Origin of the sequence: Flavobacterium collinsii (assembly GCF_902804485.1) — a bacterium.
In the GTDB taxonomy this organism is placed as follows: domain Bacteria; phylum Bacteroidota; class Bacteroidia; order Flavobacteriales; family Flavobacteriaceae; genus Flavobacterium; species Flavobacterium collinsii.
Genome location: NZ_CADCST010000063.1, coordinates 1 through 17693 on the forward strand (window position 1 = coordinate 1; position 17693 = coordinate 17693).

Consider the following 17693-nt stretch of genomic DNA (forward strand, 5'->3'; position numbering starts at 1 on the left):
TAATAATGCTAGATATAACTTTATTAGACCTATCCGCTTCAATGGGATTGGTCGCATCAATAGTGCTTACTTTTAATTTTCTGTTAGGAATGATGATTAGTACCACTTATAAAAAACACAAATATTGGAAATCATTACCGCAACGCATCAAACAAATTAATATTTATAACTTACATAATTGGACAGCTTATTTCGCCTTATTTTTAGTCTTATTGCACCCATTATTCTTGTTGTTTGACAAAACAACAAAATTCAAATTAAATGACATTTTTTTTCCAATAAATGCACCCACACAAAAAGTATTTGTAACACTAGGAACACTTTCCATGTTTGCATTAATGATTGTTGTTATTACCACGCAAAAGGTAATAAGAGACAAGATAAGTTTCCGAGCTTGGAAAAATATACACCTTATATCTTACACAACAGCAATGCTTTTTGTGGTTCACGGAATAGTAATGGATCCTTTATTAAAAAATAGACCTGTTGATATTTTTGATGCCGAAAAAGTGGTTTCAGAACTTTGTCTAGTAGTTTTATTAGTAGCAGCTTATCTACGATATAAATTTCATAACAAAACAAAAATTGTATAATGAAATATTTATGTCTATTTCTATTTTGTACAATTAATGCGATTGCACAAAATGACAGTATAAATCATTTTAGTTATAATCCTGATGCGGGTTTACAGTATAAGAAAAATGATTTTCAATGGAGTACGTGGGGATTTGCCGAAAGATTGTTTTCTCCAAATCTATCTCCTGTTTGGAGAAGAGTAAGGCAAGGAATGGAATTTCAATTGCCTAGTTATCCATTCAAAATAAGCGGAAATAAATTTCGTACCATTGTATTTTATGAAGTTGATTTTACCGATAATAACTTTTTTCAAGATAGTGAACGATTTAAAATTTGGGAAAATCTATATATAACTTTTCAAAATGCAAATGACCCCAATAAATTTCGAATATTATTTGGCGAAAACACGAATATTTTATCAAAAGAAGATAATTTATCTTCGGGAAATTTGCCAACAATAAACCGAAGTTTAATTCTAGAAGAACACGGCAGTACGGGCAATTTTGGTACACAATGGGGTTTGCAAATTCAATCACAAGTATCGAAAAGAACATTCTTGCAAGCATCAATGCAGGACAATAGAGGTTCTCTTAATCAAGACCATCCGAGTTTTCAATTTTGGAATGCACTGACATTTAAAATTACCCAATCTATTATTCAAGCCTCAGATAAAAGCAATCAAAAATTAAATATTGGTTTAGCGATAGACCATACTAGAAACATAAAAGATAAAAGTTTTACACTTATTTCGGGCATAAATAATGTGTCTTTAGGAAGCACTCCTGCAACAGGAACTAAACTGACTTTTGAAAATAATATGGACTACACTAATACTATTGGAAAGCATTTTTATACAATAGAATATGAAGCGATTTATTCTAATTATTCAGACCAAAAGTTAAATGTTACAGGTGGTTATGGCCAACTTCAATTTCAAGTATTTGATGAAAAAAAGTTTGGAGATTTAGTTCCATTCGTGCGTTATGATTTAGTTGTATTAAACAATCCTATTGAAAAAGCAACAGAACAAGCAATCAAAATGGGTGTTAATTATAACTTGCCTTACACCAATAAATTAGTAAACTTTCATATTGAATATGCACATCATTTGTTAAATGGTTCTCCAAATATTTTGACCACAACACAAAATAAATTCGATGAATTCAGATTTGGAGTTCGAGTAAATGCAACAAGATATTTAAGATTTTAATTGTATCCTTTATGAAAATATTTAACTACATAACTCGGACAGTCTGGGTACTTTCTTTAGTCAGCTTATTTACTGATACAGCAAGCGAAATACTATACCCAATAATGCCCATTTACTTAAAGACAATCGGATTTTCCATTGTATTAATAGGTGTTTTGGAAGGTTTTGCTGAAGCATTAGCAGGATTAAGCAAAGGGTATTTCGGAAAATTATCTGACAATTCCGGAAAACGAGTTCCGTTTGTGCAATTGGGTTATGCATTAAGTACTATTTCAAAACCAATGATGGCAGTTTTTACTTTTTCGCTTTGGATTTTCTTTGCGAGAGCTATTGACCGTTTCGGAAAAGGAATACGCACTGGAGCAAGAGATGCAATTTTATCGGATGAAGCAACAATGGAAACCAAAGGAAAAATCTTTGGTTTTCATCGCTCAATGGATACTTTTGGGGCTGTTCTTGGACCAGCAATAGCATTAGTGTATCTATACTTTTATCCACAGGATTACAAAACACTATTTTATGTAGCTTTTATTCCTGGATTACTTGCTGTGGTGGCTTCCTTTTTTCTGAAGGACAAAACTAAAGTCCATCCAATAGAAAGAAAACTAATACCTTTTTTCTCCTTTATAAATTATTGGAAAACTAGTCCGTTACAGTATCGAAAATTAGTAATCGGGTTATTGGCATTTACATTGTTTAACAGTTCCGATATTTTTTTACTGTTAAAAGCAAAACAGGAAGGACTAAATGATACGGCAGTAATCGGGATTTATATTTTCTACAATTTGGTTTATGCACTTTCTGCTTTTCCAATAGGCATTTATGCAGATAAAATTGGATTAAAGAAGATGTTTATTTTCGGACTTTCATTATTTTCAGTTGTATATTTTGGAATGGCATTCTCTACAAATATTTATGCCATAGCTTCTTTGTTTTTTATTTACGGAGTTTATGCTTCAGCAACCGAAGGAATTTCAAAAGCGTGGATAAGTAATGTTGCCGAGAAAAAAGATACAGCAACTGCCATCGGAACCTATTCAGCATTTCAAAGTATTTGTACTATGTTAGCCAGTTCATTAGCAGGCTTAATTTGGTATCAATTTGGTGCAAAATTTACATTTTTGGTAACTGCGGTAGTAACAATTTTTGTTGTATTTTATTTTTTACTAAAAATTAAACCTGTAAAATAATAAGTATGACTGTAAAAGGCTTTTAGTTATAATCTATCTTACACCAATAAATTAACAAATTTTCGCATAGAATATGCCTATCATTTGTTAAATGGTTCTCCAAATATTTTGACCACAACACAAAATAAATTCGATGAATTCAGATTTGGTATTTGAGTAAATGCAACACACTATTTTAGGTTTTAAATTAATTTAACAACCGTTTGGCATTGTCCAATTTTATTTTTCAATTTATTCTTATGTAAAAAATCGATTTTTCAGCATTTTAGTACAGAAATAACGATCCTAAAATAATTCATTCTATAATCAAATCAGTCTTCCATTCGGGAGGCTTTTTTATTTTTTACATTTTTTTTATTTTTTTTCTCCTTGATTTTACTGGGGGTACAACGGGGTACAACAGGGGTACAACAAAAAGTTGTACTTGTAGCAGCTTGCAGTCTATCGTTTCTTTGCCCTGTAATGATGATGATCCGGATTTCGAAACCGGATTTTGTGAGAAACTAATGTAGAACGATAAAATGAAGAGCGTATGTTTACAAACATTTCATGGGGTAATTACATAATTGTAGTTATTCTACTATTGGCAAGCTGGTATTTATTTGTTGGATTCAGATTTTATTTTGATGACTTCAAAGAAATTATATCAGGAAAACGGAAACTTCAATTGCGTGGATTTGAAAATCCAGATGACCAAGATCTTAAATCCGAATTAGACTATAAAGAGTCGCCTCAAACAATTTCAGACCCAACTTCTTTAGGAGAATTTGACACCACCTTTCAGGATGTTGATGCTCTGGTGGCAAGATTAAAAACTTTTATCGCAGATGCCGCAAAGAAAAAATTAGTCAAAAAAGAATTTACCTATTATCTGCAACTTCTTCTAAGGGAATTTCCCTCAGTGAAAAACTCACCATTTAATTCCTCAATAAGCGAGCTGATAGTCTCAGAATGTGGCAAACTCGAATCAATCACTTTAACCCAGAAGGAAGCAGAAGCCCTTTGGGAATAAACTCTAAAACAATATAACGGAGGAACTGCCCCTGTCCATCCCGGCGCGGTATGACAGATGTAACAGGAAAGTGGACTGTGACAGCGGTAACACCTCCGTTTTTTATCTGAATTTTTAAACTTTAAAATAATGTGTGATGAAAAAATGGAATTGGAATTTTAAAAAGTTTATGGAGAAAAAAACATATAGTATTGGTATTCTTCTGGCGCAAATCCTTTTTGTGATCAGTTATGAAACCTACGCGCAGGATGGTCTGGCCGGAATCAATGAAGCCAACCAACAAGTACGAAGTTATTTTGATGCAGGAACAGAACTCATGTATGCCGTAGGCGCATTACTGGGACTAATAGGCGCTGTGAAAGTATATCAAAAATGGAATGCTGGTGATCCTGACACCGGAAAAGTAGCGGCAGCCTGGTTTGGAAGCTGTGTTTTTCTGGTAGTAGTAGCCACAGTAATCAAATCCTTCTTTGGGATTTAAAAACAATTGCTATGGAAGAGCTGCTCAAAGAAAAGTTATGGTTCTACATTATCCATAACAATCCCGATTTGATGTTTACGCTTCAGGAAGATTATAGTGTACTTGATTATCTCAATGAAAAAATAAATGGTATTAAATCTATATTGGACGATATGTTATCTGACGGGACACCTCAATATATCATTGAAGAAATATGTCTCAATGTACTTACTGAAGATCTGAAACCTTCCCGTTTTTTATATCTCCGTTCCCTGCTTTCTGAGGAGTTTGAGAAAACCTATGCCGGTTTTCAGGAGTCAGGTATCCTGACCTATGAGGTAATCAACATTATGGAAAGCTGCAAACCCATTTTTGAAACCATTGGTTTTACTAAAGAAAATGAAGAAGATCCCAATTTGAGAAATGCCCTTATTGGTCAGATTACTGACTATCTGAATTGAGCTATTTATAGCAGTATATAGTATAAAAAGGAGTAATTATGGCTTACAATCTATCCCAAAAACTAAGTGCCAATATCGAGGCAATTACCATTGCCATGCAATGGCAGCAAGGTAATGCTTTATCGGAAGAAGCAGTTACAGCTCTTAAGGCATATGCAGGATTTGGCGGTATCAAAGCTATATTATATCCCAATGGCACTACTGAAGAATGGGTAAAATCTGGAGCTACAAAAGAAGACCTGAAGTTACATCCAGAGATGACAAGACTGCATGCAATATTGCAGGAACATTATTCTGAAAAGGATTATAATGCAGTTGTTTCATCACTTCGTAATAGTGTCCTTACTGCATTTTATACTCCGGAGATTGTTCCCAAAACTTTTTACACTGCTTTGAAAGAACAAGGCATTATCCCTAAAAGAGTATTCGAACCATCGGCAGGATCAGGCATTTTTGTAACAGAAGCAGAAAAAGCATTTTCAGATTTGGAACAAATTACTGCTGTGGAAAAAGACCGATTAAGCGGACTGGTACTTTCGGCATTAAACAGTACACTGTCAACTAAAAATACCACGCATATAACAGGACTAGAAGAAGCACCAACAAATGATAACGGCAGTTATGATCTTGTGGTCAGCAATATTCCATTTGGTAATTTTTCTGTGTATGACGAAGCCTATCCCGATAAAGCGATTTCAGGAAAAATCCACAATTACTTCTTTGCCAAAGGACTGGACAAACTCGCGGATGGCGGTCTTATGGCCTACATAACTACAGACGGTTTTTTAAGCAGCCCTTCCAATGAGAGTGTCCGCGCATATCTTTTTCAAAATGCAGATTTTGTGAGTGCCAGCGTTATGCCTGATAACTTGATGAAGGAAACCGGAAATACGGACGCTCCTAATCATCTGCTTATTGTCCAAAAAAACGAGCATAAACAAATGCTCTCTGACAATGAAAATGAGTTGTTGCAAACCATTGAACTGGAAAATGAATTTGGAAAATACAGTATTAATAAATACCTGCACAACAGACCCGAACTTATAATTGGGAATGAAATACGAGCCGGTAAAAACCAATACGGACAGGCACACCAAAGCGTGAGACAAAACGGTGATATCAATTCTATTAAAGATCGTCTTGCAGATAATATTTCCAAAGGACTAAAAGATAACTTTAACAAGGAACTTTTTGAACAAGCTCAAAAAAACGAGATCGCTCAACCCGCTGAAACAATCGGGCCGAAATTTACTTACTTACCCATGCCTGAGAGTAAGGCAAGTGGTATTTCAGTTCAGCTTGGCTTGTTTGATACTGTGCCTGCGGAGAATATCAACCGTGCAATGGATTACATCAATCCTCTGGATGAAACCGTAGTAGATAAAAAAACAGCACGAATACTCAGTACCATACGTACCACTGATAATCCATCACATGAAAATGTTGTGCTGATTGCTGCCAAACAAAACAAGTCCAATCGGTATTTGTATAAATTATATTCTAATGTAAAAGAAATAGATGGCTTTTCAGCCAATTGGATGAATGGCGGATTACTGCCTCATGAATTACTGGCTTTATCCAATGCCCTTCAGTACTACGATCATAAGTATACTTATGAAGGAGACCAAACCCTGGAATCGGCCTTTAATCTGGAAAGGCAGCTTTACGAAGAATTGGCGCCATTGAAATCTTTCTATAAAGAAGGCACGCTGGTTCGGCTTGGAGAAGCCGTTGGAATCATAAGTGATATAAATGAGCAGCACAAACAGGCTTTTTTCCAACCATTAGCATCACAAGGCAATCTGAAATTCTATGATGCCTATATTACTATTCGGGATCATTATCTGGAATTGTTTGAGAAAGAGCAATCAGACCAAACGGCCAGTGATGAAGTTCGAAAAAATCTCGATGAGCAGTATACCAAATTTGTTTCTCACTATGGTATTTTAAATGGTTCTGAGAACCGCAGGCTCATCATGCAGGATTCTGCTTTTGGTTTTACCATTCTTTCTTCACTAGAACGCAAAGAAGGTGAACGTTATGTGAAGTCGGATATTTTAATCGAATCTGTCGTAAAACAACAAGAACGTTATTATACAGACGATCCCATTGAAGCACTAGCCAGAAGTCTGAATGAAATTGGAGCAGTTGACTTAGGATTTATAGCAGCCGCAACAGGACTTGAACAAAATGAGGTTATAGAGCGTTTGAACCATCAAATCTATTTAAATCCAACAAGTCAGAATTGGGAAACTTCAGATTTGTATTTAAGCGGCAACGTCGTGGAAAAGCTGCAGCAGGCTAAACAGGCTGTACAGTTATATCCTGAAAACACGCAATATTACAAAGGATTGCAGGCACTTGAAAAAGTACAGCCGGAACGTATCCCTTTTGAATTACTAGATTTTAACCTTGGTGAACGATGGATTCCAACCCGATACTATGAAAATTTCGCTGAAAAATTATTTGACCAGCCAACTGAAATTAATTATTTCCCATCACTGGATACCTTTAAAGTAAGTACAGGACACAATACCAAAATAGACAGAGAGTTTTCGGTAACTCCAAAAAACGGCAGAACCACTTATGGCTACACCATATTGGAGCATGCACTTGAAAATACAGCACCGTTTTTTACCTATGAAGTTGAGGGACCTGGCGGAAAACCGATCCGAATGCCGGACAATGAAGCTATTCAACTTGCACATCAAAAAATTGAGAGCATCCGTAATGGCTTTATAGAGTGGCTGCAGGAATTACCAATAAATGATAAAAATGAACTGGAAAGTCTCTATAATAATACATTTAATTGTTATGTATTACGAGAATATGACGGAAGTCATCTGAGTTTTCCGAGTCTGGATAAAAAAGCGCTTGAAATCGATGATTTATACAGCTCTCAGAAAAATGCGGCATGGCGTATTATTCAGAACCGTGGCGCTTTAATCGATCATGAGGTTGGGCTCGGTAAGACGCTTACTATGATTGTGGCTGCCAATGAAATGAAACGACTCGGAATTATTCACAAACCTGCAATACTGGCACTCAATGCCAATGTAAATCAAATTGCAGCAACCTATCGAAAGGCTTATCCCAATGCACGAATTTTAGCACCAGGCGAAAATGATTTTACTCCGGCTAAAAGAATGAGACTCTTCCATGAGATTAAAAATAACAATTGGGACTGCATCATTTTAACGCACGATCAGTTTGGTAAAATTCCGCAGTCACCGGAAATACAAAAAGAGATTTTACAGAATGAGCTCGATAATATAGAAAGGGACCTTGATACCGCCAGAGATTTGGGAGGCGACATCTCTAAAAAAATTTTAAAAGGTCTTGAAATACGAAAAAATAATCTGGATGGCAGACTAAAAACATTGCTCAAAGATATAGAAGATAAAAAAGACAGTGGAATCAACTTTAAAGAAATGGGAATTGATCATTTGTTTGTTGATGAATCACACAAATTCAAAAACCTGACTTTCACTACCCGTCATGACCGTGTTGCTGGAATTGGAAACATGCAGGGAAGTCAAAAGGCACTTAATATGTTATTTGCTGTGCGCACGCTTCAGGAAAAATTCGATTCGGATTTGTGTGTAACCTTTCTTTCAGGAACTCCAATTTCCAACAGTCTTACTGAAATGTACCTGCTTTTCAAATACCTGCGTCCTAAAGAAATGGAACGCCAGCAGATTGAAAATTTTGACGGATGGGCAGCTGTTTTTGCCAGAAAAACAACTGATTTTGAATTTTCAGTTACCAATGAAATTATTGCCAAAGAGCGTTTTCGACATTTTATTAAAGTTCCTGAACTGGCGCTGTTCTATAATGAGATTACAGATTACAAAACAGCCAAACATATTGATCTGGATAAACCTGAAATTGATGAACGGCTTGTAAATATCAGTCCTACACCCGAACAAAGTCAGTTCATTACCCAGCTGATGCAATTTGCAAAAACAGGTAATGCAACACTTATCGGCAGAGCACCTCTAACGCAACAGGAAGATAAAGGCAGGATGCTCATCGCTACCAATTATGCTAAAAAGATGGCTGCTGATATGAGGCTCATAAATGAAGGATATGGCGACCATTCAAACAATAAAGTCAATACATGCGCCAGAAATGTGGCTGAAATTTACCAGGTTTCCATGGAGCATAAAGGCACTCAGATTGTTTTTTCGGATATCGGTACACCCAAGCCGGATGCCTTTAATATCTACGATGCCCTTAAAGAAAAACTGATACGGGATTTTAATATCCCTGCCCATGAGATTACCTACATACACGATTGGACTGAAAAGAAGAAACCAGAATTGTTTTCTAAAATGAATACGGGTGAAATACGTATTCTTTTGGGCAGTACAGAAAAAGCGGGAACCGGACTTAATGTGCAAAAGCGTGTTGTAGCTATGCATCATATGGACATTCCATGGAGGCCTTCTGACCTTGGACAACGAAATGGACGTGGCAGCAGACAAGGGAATGAAGTTGCCAAACAGCATTACAGCAATAAAGTAAAGAATTTCATCTATGCCACGGAGCAGTCACTGGACAATTACAAATTCAACCTTTTGAAGAACAAACAGACATTTATCAGTCAGATGAAAAACTGTGAACTTAATGTCAGGACTATTGATGAAGGAGCAATGGATGAGCAGAGCGGAATGAACTTTTCGGAATACATCGCAGTATTATCAGGAGATACTTCTTTATTGGAAAAATCAAAACTGGAGAAAAAAGTGGCGGTAATGGAAAGCCTCAAAAAAGCACATTACAAGGAAATTTCCAGAACTAAATATCAGGTTGAATACCTCATAGAAGAAAAGGGAATCACCACTAAAACATTGGATAAATTAACTGCTGATCACAGCTTTTACAAAAACAATTTGAAGTATGAGCCTGATGGTTCCAAAGCCAATCCTATACAGTTGTTTAACTGCAAAACAGCAGATCCGGAAAGTATCGGTAAAGAAATTATCCTGCTCTACAAAAACTGGAAGCCTCCTGAAGGTGAAAATCAGCCCAGAGAAATTGGAAAGTTATATGATTTTAAACTCTATATAAAAAGAGAACGGGAAGCTTTTCAAAATGATGGTTTGTACCAATACCGCTACTCAAACAGCTTTTATGCGCAACGTTTGGAGGATGGTATAAAATACACTTCCAATGGAGGAACTCCCAATGTAGACAACCCAAAGTTGGCAGCCCGCCATTTTCTTAATGTAATTGATAAGGTGGAACATCTCAAGGAAAAGTACCAAAAGTCTCTAAAGGATATTGAAAACCAGTTACCTGAATTACAGCAATTAAGTACGAAAGTATTTAGCCAGGAACATGAACTGCAAAAAATGAAAAGCGATCTCTCTAGTTTGGAAAGGGAAATAGCCCTAAAAATTCAGGAGAACCAATTGAAGGAAGCCAATCCGCAAGAAGATAAGCTTAATAATGAAACAAAATTAACCGATACAGTGCCGGTAATTCAACTGCCAGTAAAGAGCACTAGCACTGAAGAATCAAAAAAAAATATAACTGCCGAAAGTACTACTGAGAAATGGCAGGAGCGTTCTTTTTCGGAAATGAGACGCAGTAACAGAATGAAATTTTAAAATAAATACCATGTCAAACAGTGTATATCAAATCAACAAAGGAATTAACCAGAGCATAGAGTTTAAAGGGTTAAAGGCACAATATATCTGGTATTTGGGTGGAGGTGTAATTGTACTTATGATACTGTTTGCTATTATGTATATCGCCGGCTTGCCCTCATTAATCTGTATAGGGATTATTGGTGTTTCAGGAACATTTTGGGTACTGAAAATATATAAGATGAGCCACAAATACGGTGAATATGGAATGATGAAGGCTTTAGCGAGAAGACAGATTCCTAAAGCTGTAAAAACCCAAAGCAGAAAAATATTTAGGATGATGAAATAGAATTTGCTCAGCATTAGCTGAGCGGTAAAAAATGAGGATGATGGAAAAGATGATAGATGATATTTTACCAATTATGGATGTGCAGCACGATTGCATCCTGTCCAAGCAAGGAGATGTGACGGTCGTATTCAAAGCGGAACTGCCCGAGATATTTACCTTGTCTGATCAGGAATACGAAGCATTCCACCAGGCATGGCTTAAAGCGATAAAGTTGCTCCCGAAATTTAGCGTATTCCATAAACAGGACTGGTTTATCGATAGTAAGTTTGAGCCTGATTTTACAAGTGAAGACTCCAGTTTTTTAACCCGAAGCAGTGAACGCTTTTTTAATGAACGTCCTTTTCTGGATCATTCCTGTTACATTTTTTTAACCAAAAAACCGGCAGGAAGAAAAACATCCAGTTCCTTATTTTCAAATTTACTTAGAAGTTCAATAGTTCCGGAAGAAACATTAAAGGTACAAGTGCGTCAGGAGTTTATTGACAGTACCGGACAATTCAGACGCATATTGGAAGACAGCGGTTTTGTAAAACTGACTCGTCTTGGAAACGATGAACTCAAAAGCTATAGCAGAAAAATTGGGATTATAGAGCGATATTGCTTTTTATCCGAAAAACAAAACTCATTTGTTTTTAAAGATATTGCTTTTGATGATGGTCTGCAGGTTGGCGACAAACACTGTCAGATTTACACGTTGGGGGATGCAGCTGATCTGCCTGCCTTATGTGGTTCCCGAATCAACTATGACCGGTATTCCACCGATAAGACCAAATTCAGTATCGGATTTGCTTCAACACTCGGGCAATTGCTCTCCTGTAATCATATTTACAACCAGTATATTTTTATAGAAGATTTCCAGAAAACGCTTCAAAAACTCGAAAGTAAAAGACTGCGGTTACAATCCTTATCTGCTTACAGCAGAGAGAATCTGATTGCCCGTGATGCCACCAATGATTTTCTTAACGAGGCCATCAGCCAGCAGAGACTGCCTGTAAAAGCACATTTTAATGTATTGATTTGGACGGACAATAAAGAAGAACTGAAAGATCTGAAAAACAAAGTTTCGTCTGCACTGGCTCAGATGGATGCAGCTGCTAAACAAGAAACAGTGGGAGCTGCACAAATATTTTGGGCAGGAATTCCCGGGAATTCCGCAGATTTCCCAATGAATGACACTTTCGATACGTTCACGGAACAAGCGACTTGCTTCCTGAATCTGGAAACAGGTTACCGCTCTTCACTGAGTCCAACTGGTATTCGATTGGGAGATCGTTTGACAGGAAAACCCGTTCACGTGGATATTAGTGATGAGCCTGTTAAGATGGGGATCTGCACCAATCGAAACAAATTTATCCTTGGACCTTCGGGAAGCGGAAAGTCCTTTTTTACCAACCATATGGTTAGAAGCTATTATGAGCAGGGAACTCATATTGTATTGGTCGATGTGGGACATAGTTACAAAGGATTGTGTGATATGGTAAAGGGCTACTACTTTACCTACGATGAAAAGAACCCGATCAGATTCAATCCCTTTTACATCAGCGAAGGTGATACGCTCGATACCGAGAAAAAAGAAAGTATTAAAACATTGCTCCTGGCACTCTGGAAAAAAGATAATGAAACTTTCAATAGAAGTGAGTATGTGGCACTGTCCAATGCACTTCAATTATACTATGAAAAGTTAGATAGTAATTTGGATTTGTTTCCCTGTTTTGACAGTTTTTATGAATTTCTAAAAAATGAGTTTGTTACAATATTGGAAGGTGATAAGGTAAAAGAAAAAGATTTCGATGTGAATAATTTTCTTTATGTGCTTCGTCCTTATTACAAGGGAGGCGAATTTGATTACCTGCTCAACGCTACCGAGAATCTGGATCTATTAAAAGAACGATTTATTGTTTTTGAACTCGATAATATCAAAGACCATCCAATACTTTTTCCAGTGGTAACAATCATCATTATGGAAGTGTTTATCAGTAAGATGCGCAAGCTCAAAGGCATTCGAAAAATGATCCTTATTGAAGAAGCCTGGAAGGCAATTGCCAAAGAGGGAATGGCAGATTACATACGGTATTTATTCAAGACCGTTCGTAAATTCTTCGGTGAAGCCATTGTAGTGACTCAGGAAGTTGAAGATATCATTTCTTCTCCGGTAGTTAAGCAGGCTATTATCAATAACAGTGACTGCAAGATATTACTGGATCAGAGTAAGTATCAAAATAAATTCGAACAAATTCAGGAGCTTCTTGGATTAACCGACAAAGAAAAGGCACTAGTGCTATCGGTAAACAAAGCCAATGATCCTGATAAAAAGTACAAAGAAGTATTTATTTCCCTGGGAGGCATGCAATCTAAAGTCTACCGCACGGAAGTGTCGCTGGAGGAATATTTGGCCTACACCACCGAAGAAACTGAAAAAGTAAAAGTACAAGCATATGCCAAGAAATTTGATGGAGACATCAGAAAAGGTATTGCTGCGCTTGCTATTGATATGAGAAATGGAAAATAAACTACACTAATTATGAAAACAAAGAAGAAAATCATGATTTGCCTGTTGTGCTTATTACTGATCAGCACTCCGGCGAGACCGGCAACAGTTGCAGCAATACCGATTTTAGAAATCGTAAAAGCGGTTGCTAAAAAGGTAATTAAGGCTATAGACCTCAGGATCCAAAAATTGCAGAACAAAACGATCTGGCTTCAGAATGCGCAGAAAAAAATCGAAAATATTTTATCAAAACTAAAATTGGATGAGATATCAGAGTGGACACAAAAGCAAAAAGACCTGTACAAAAATTACTATGAGGAACTGGCAAAAGTCAAATCCATCATTACCTATTACCAGCGGATCAAAGACATCAGTAAAAAGGAGGTTCGTTTGGTAGAAGAATACGAAAGGGCCTGGAACCTGTTTCAAAAGGATGCTCATTTTAATGCCAGCGAACTCAATTATATGCAAAGTGTGTATTCCGGAATATTAGATGAAAGCCTGAAAAACATTGATCAGATTTTCCTTGTACTGGATTCTTTTACCACACAGATGAGTGATGCTAAAAGACTGGAAATCATCAATAACGCTGCCGATCAGATTGATGCCAATTATGATGACCTGACACTCTTCAATAGACAGAATATACTACTGAGCCTTCAAAGAGCCAAAACACAGCAAGATGTCAAATCCATCAAACAATTTTACGGAATTCCGTAAACAACCTAAAGAATCATGAAAAAGATATTTTTAGTAGTGCTTTTTACTGCACTCACCGCAGAAAATCTTCAGGCACAGGCAAAACAACAGAGGATGCTTTTACAGCAAATAGCAGCCCTGCAAGTCTATATCGGATATGCTCAAAAAGGGTATTCCGTAGCCAAAAAAGGACTGAGAACTATAAACGATTTTAAACGAGGAGAATTCAATCTTCACACTAATTATTTGAGTTCGCTAAAAGCAGTGAATCCGAAAATAAAAAAATATGCAAGGGTAACAGAAATTATAGCGCTTCAGATAAAAATCATAAAAAACTACAAGGGCTTGTATGAGCAAATCCGGCAGGATGATTTATTCCACGGAGATGAAGTAGACTATATCAAAAGAGTCTTTGAACGATTAATTGAAAATTGTGATAACAATCTGGATGAACTGCTAACCATGATTACGGACGGACAACTCGAAATGAAAGATGACGAGCGAATGAAACGCATTGATACCATCTACCAGAATATGCTTGACAACTACAGTTTCTCTGAAAGGTTTGGTAATCAAACTAAAATCATGGCTGCATCAAAAGCAGCCGAGTTAAAAGAAGCAAAAACCAGCCGTGTCCTCAGTGGCATAAACTGATATACCATGAAAAAATTACTCATTATAGGAATTGTATGCATCGGATTGCTATTTCCTTCCAGAGCAGTAGCCCAAAAACAAGAGATCCAGCAATTGATTTTGAACATAGAGAAATTAGCTCAATTCAAACAGATTCTAAAGGATATGAAAAAGGGCTACGAAATGCTCAGCGGAGGTTACAATACAGTAAAAGATTTGTCTAAAGGAAATTTCAGCCTTCATGAAACATTTCTTGATGCGCTGATGCAAGTAAGTCCAACGGTACGTAACTACAGGCGCATTGGAGATATTATTAATTATCAGGTGCAATTGATCAAGGAATACAAATCCGCCTTTGGTCGCTTTAGAGACAGTAAAAATTTCAACCCTGAAGAAATTGCCTATCTCGAAAGAGTGTATAATAATCTTTTTAAGCAAAGTCTTAGAAATCTTGATGAACTGACCTCAGTCATTACCGCTAATAAAATGCGAATGTCAGATGATGAAAGGCTAGCGGCTATTGATAAAATATATGCCGATATGCAGGACAAGCTTTTATTCCTGCGAACCTTCAACAACAATACTGCCGTACTGGCTTTGCAGCGAGCAAAAGAGCAGAAAGATACCCAGTCAATGCGCAGCATTTACAAATTAAACAATTAAATATCCAGTCCTATGAAAAAGAAAAACAAGCAGACAATACTTGTTATGCTCGGGTTTTTATTCCCTTTTATGAGTCAGGCTCAAGCAATAGCAGACGACATGAACAGTCTGCACAGTGTACTGGAACAATTGTATGATGAGATGATGCCTTTATGCAGTAATCTCATCGGAGTTGGACAAGGTCTCGCCGGTTTTGCAGCTATCTGGTATATCGCCTCAAGAGTTTGGAGGCATATTGCCAGTGCAGAACCCATAGACTTCTATCCGCTCTTTCGTCCCTTTGTTATTGGGTTTTGCATCATGATTTTCCCTTCGGTATTGTATATGATTAATGGTATTATGAAATCTACTGTTACAGCCACTGCTGCCATGGTCGAAGGCTCTAATAAAGCGATTGAACGACTGCTAAAAGAAAAAGAAAAAGCATTAAAAGATACTGATCCATGGAAAATGTATGTGGGTTCAACAGGCAGCGGCGATCAGGATAAATGGTACCGCTATACCCATGATGATGCAGATCCGAGTGACCAGGGAATGCTTCAGGGTATTGGAAACGATGTCAAGTTTGCCATGAGTAAAGCCTCTTATAATTTTCGTAATTCAATAAAAGAATGGATGAGCCAAGTACTGCGTGTATTATTTGAAGCTTCTGCACTTTGCATCGATACACTGCGGACTTTTCAATTAGTAGTACTTTCCATTTTAGGACCGCTTGTTTTTGGTATATCGGTTTTCGATGGTTTTCAGCACACGCTCACCGTCTGGCTGGCTCGTTACATCAATATCTATTTATGGCTTCCTGTAGCTAATATATTTGGAAGTATCATCGGCAAAATCCAAGAGAATATGTTGAAAATTGACCTGGGACAATTGGATCAACACGGAGAAACTTTCTTTAGCAGCACCGATATTGCGTATTTGGTTTTTATGATAATTGGGATTGTGGGTTATTTTACCGTTCCCTCTGTGGCTAATTATATTGTTCATGCCGGAGGTGGTGGCGCACTAGCGCAAAAAGCAACCAGTATATTCAGCAACTCCACAAACTCAGTGATGAGCACAACTTCCCAAGGAGTTGGTATGGCAGCAGATGCGATGGGCAATGCCGCTGGGCGAATGTACCAAAGTATGTCGGAATCAGGCAAGTCAGCTCCTTATTTTAAGGATAAGGACAATTATATGGGGAATAAACTAAAAGGCAATTAATAACCTCTAAAAAGAAGTATCATGTTTAGCAAAATGAAAAATATTGACACCGCCTTTCGACATGTTCGGGGCTTTACCATGCTGGTCATTACAGGCTCTATTATAATTAGTTGCTTTTCTCTTTACAAGAGTTTTTCGCTGGTGTCACAGATGCAGAATAAAGTTTACATACTGGCTAATGGAAAAGCACTGGAAGCCTATGCGTCAGATCGAAAAGACAATATACCAATTGAAGCCAGAGACCATGTAAAAACGTTTCACCAATTCTTCTTCACTCTTGATCCTGATGATAAAGTCATTAAAAGTAATGTTACCAAGGCACTTTATCTTGCCGATGACAGCGCCAAACGAGTTTATGATGATCTAAAAGAAAATGGTTATTACTCCGGTATTATATCGGGGAACGTTAGCCAGACGATAAAGATTGACAGCATAACCATTGACATCAATGCCTATCCCTATGGATTTAGATGTTATGCTACTCAGAATATCATCAGAACAACCAGCATTGCCCATCGAAACCTGATAACAGAAGGCAGCCTTCGTAATGTATCACGAAGCGACAACAATCCGCATGGTTTTTTAATCGAAAGATGGAATACCATTGAGAATCGGGATTTAAGTACCGAAAACCGAAAATAATAAACCTGACATCATGAAATTCATTTTTAAAAGAAACAGCAAAAAGAGTGACGTTGTTACAGCTATTAAAAATAGTCTATGGCAAAGATTTGAACAGGCAAATCTCCGACTACAGCATAAGTGCGCCAATTGGCTGGAGCGCAAAACGGCTCATTTTTCACGCCTTAATTGGATTGTTATTCTATTCACTTTTATAGTGTTTACCGGTGGATGCAGTATTTATCTGATCGTGAATAGCTTTTCAGGTAATAAAACTAAAAATATAACTGTAATTCCAATTACTAAACCAACCAATTCGATTCCCTTAAAAGAAAAAGACATCGAGCTCCATACAATTATCAGTAAAACAGAATTTGAAAAAATTACCCGATTTAGAAAATATATGGATAGTCTGAGTCGCAGTCCAACAGGTAAAAAAGTTCATGATAGTATTGTACAATACCGTCCCGGACTTATGGATAGCCTTACAGTCTTAGAAAATTATTATTACTCACATTTTAAAAACTAATA

The 17693-nt window shown here is 36.9% G+C and carries 15 protein-coding genes; all 15 read left to right on the top strand.

The genetic code is table 11. The annotated features are described in order from the left end of the window. On the top strand, positions 1-593 hold a 593-nt coding region (locus tag FLA105534_RS04090; RefSeq protein WP_173964766.1), incomplete at its 5' end, for a ferric reductase-like transmembrane domain-containing protein. Continuing rightward, complete coding sequence (locus tag FLA105534_RS04095) at positions 593-1786, top strand: hypothetical protein (RefSeq protein WP_173964767.1); 1194 nt, start codon at positions 593-595, stop codon at positions 1784-1786. The genes FLA105534_RS04090 and FLA105534_RS04095, both read left to right, overlap by 1 nt. Positions 1787-1797: 11 nt before the next feature. Continuing rightward, positions 1798-2976 (top strand): MFS transporter, encoded by a 1179-nt coding sequence (locus FLA105534_RS04100; protein ID WP_173964768.1) that lies wholly within the window; start codon positions 1798-1800, stop codon positions 2974-2976. Positions 2977-3508: 532 nt separating this feature from the next. Next, positions 3509-3988 carry a hypothetical protein gene (locus FLA105534_RS04105; RefSeq protein ID WP_173964769.1) on the top strand — a complete coding sequence of 160 codons (480 nt, stop codon included), beginning with the start codon at positions 3509-3511 and terminating at the stop codon, positions 3986-3988. 136 nt (positions 3989-4124) lie between these two features. Beyond that, positions 4125-4469 carry a DUF4134 domain-containing protein gene (locus FLA105534_RS04110; RefSeq protein ID WP_173964770.1) on the top strand — a complete coding sequence of 115 codons (345 nt, stop codon included), beginning with the start codon at positions 4125-4127 and terminating at the stop codon, positions 4467-4469. An 11-nt stretch (positions 4470-4480) separates the two neighbouring features. Then, entirely contained in the window at positions 4481-4909 is a 429-nt protein-coding gene (locus tag FLA105534_RS04115) for a DUF1896 family protein (protein WP_173964771.1), read from the top strand. A gap of 38 nt (positions 4910-4947) precedes the next feature. Continuing rightward, positions 4948-10524, top strand: a complete 5577-nt coding sequence (locus FLA105534_RS04120) for a helicase-related protein (RefSeq protein WP_173964772.1) — start codon at positions 4948-4950, stop codon at positions 10522-10524. A 10-nt stretch (positions 10525-10534) separates the two neighbouring features. Then, positions 10535-10852, top strand: coding sequence for a DUF4133 domain-containing protein (locus tag FLA105534_RS04125; RefSeq protein WP_173964773.1), 318 nt, complete (start codon positions 10535-10537; stop codon positions 10850-10852). A 31-nt stretch (positions 10853-10883) separates the two neighbouring features. After that, a complete protein-coding gene (locus FLA105534_RS04130; RefSeq protein ID WP_455424118.1) occupies positions 10884-13361 on the top strand; it encodes a TraG family conjugative transposon ATPase in 2478 nt (825 codons plus the stop codon). Between the two features lie 12 nt (positions 13362-13373). Further along, positions 13374-14060, top strand: coding sequence for a conjugal transfer protein TraI (locus FLA105534_RS04135; RefSeq protein ID WP_173964775.1), 687 nt, complete (start codon positions 13374-13376; stop codon positions 14058-14060). 15 nt (positions 14061-14075) lie between these two features. After that, positions 14076-14693, top strand: coding sequence for a hypothetical protein (locus FLA105534_RS04140; RefSeq protein ID WP_173964776.1), 618 nt, complete (start codon positions 14076-14078; stop codon positions 14691-14693). Between the two features lie 6 nt (positions 14694-14699). Further along, positions 14700-15335 (top strand): TerB family tellurite resistance protein, encoded by a 636-nt coding sequence (locus FLA105534_RS04145; protein WP_173964777.1) that lies wholly within the window; start codon positions 14700-14702, stop codon positions 15333-15335. Between the two features lie 45 nt (positions 15336-15380). After that, positions 15381-16541: a conjugative transposon protein TraJ gene (gene traJ / locus FLA105534_RS04150; RefSeq protein WP_262888433.1), complete on the top strand. Its 1161-nt coding sequence runs from the start codon at positions 15381-15383 to the stop codon at positions 16539-16541. Between the two features lie 21 nt (positions 16542-16562). Beyond that, the gene (gene traK, locus FLA105534_RS04155; RefSeq protein WP_173964779.1) at positions 16563-17183 is read left to right on the top strand and encodes a conjugative transposon protein TraK; all 621 of its coding nucleotides are present in this window, start codon (positions 16563-16565) and stop codon (positions 17181-17183) included. A 13-nt stretch (positions 17184-17196) separates the two neighbouring features. Further along, a complete protein-coding gene (locus FLA105534_RS04160; protein ID WP_173964780.1) occupies positions 17197-17691 on the top strand; it encodes a hypothetical protein in 495 nt (164 codons plus the stop codon). The last annotated feature ends 2 nt before the right edge of the window (positions 17692-17693 follow it).

Coding starts and splice junctions, on each gene's coding strand:
- traJ (WP_262888433.1), top strand. CDS start 15,381: ATGCTCGGGTTTTTATTCCCTTTTATGAGTCAGGCTCAAGCAATAGCA.
- FLA105534_RS04100 (WP_173964768.1), top strand. CDS start 1,798: ATGAAAATATTTAACTACATAACTCGGACAGTCTGGGTACTTTCTTTA.
- FLA105534_RS04110 (WP_173964770.1), top strand. CDS start 4,125: ATGAAAAAATGGAATTGGAATTTTAAAAAGTTTATGGAGAAAAAAACA.
- FLA105534_RS04115 (WP_173964771.1), top strand. CDS start 4,481: ATGGAAGAGCTGCTCAAAGAAAAGTTATGGTTCTACATTATCCATAAC.
- FLA105534_RS04120 (WP_173964772.1), top strand. CDS start 4,948: ATGGCTTACAATCTATCCCAAAAACTAAGTGCCAATATCGAGGCAATT.
- FLA105534_RS04105 (WP_173964769.1), top strand. CDS start 3,509: ATGTTTACAAACATTTCATGGGGTAATTACATAATTGTAGTTATTCTA.
- FLA105534_RS04095 (WP_173964767.1), top strand. CDS start 593: ATGAAATATTTATGTCTATTTCTATTTTGTACAATTAATGCGATTGCA.
- FLA105534_RS04130 (WP_455424118.1), top strand. CDS start 10,884: ATGAGGATGATGGAAAAGATGATAGATGATATTTTACCAATTATGGAT.
- FLA105534_RS04145 (WP_173964777.1), top strand. CDS start 14,700: ATGAAAAAATTACTCATTATAGGAATTGTATGCATCGGATTGCTATTT.
- traK (WP_173964779.1), top strand. CDS start 16,563: ATGTTTAGCAAAATGAAAAATATTGACACCGCCTTTCGACATGTTCGG.
- FLA105534_RS04125 (WP_173964773.1), top strand. CDS start 10,535: ATGTCAAACAGTGTATATCAAATCAACAAAGGAATTAACCAGAGCATA.
- FLA105534_RS04135 (WP_173964775.1), top strand. CDS start 13,374: ATGAAAACAAAGAAGAAAATCATGATTTGCCTGTTGTGCTTATTACTG.
- FLA105534_RS04160 (WP_173964780.1), top strand. CDS start 17,197: ATGAAATTCATTTTTAAAAGAAACAGCAAAAAGAGTGACGTTGTTACA.
- FLA105534_RS04140 (WP_173964776.1), top strand. CDS start 14,076: ATGAAAAAGATATTTTTAGTAGTGCTTTTTACTGCACTCACCGCAGAA.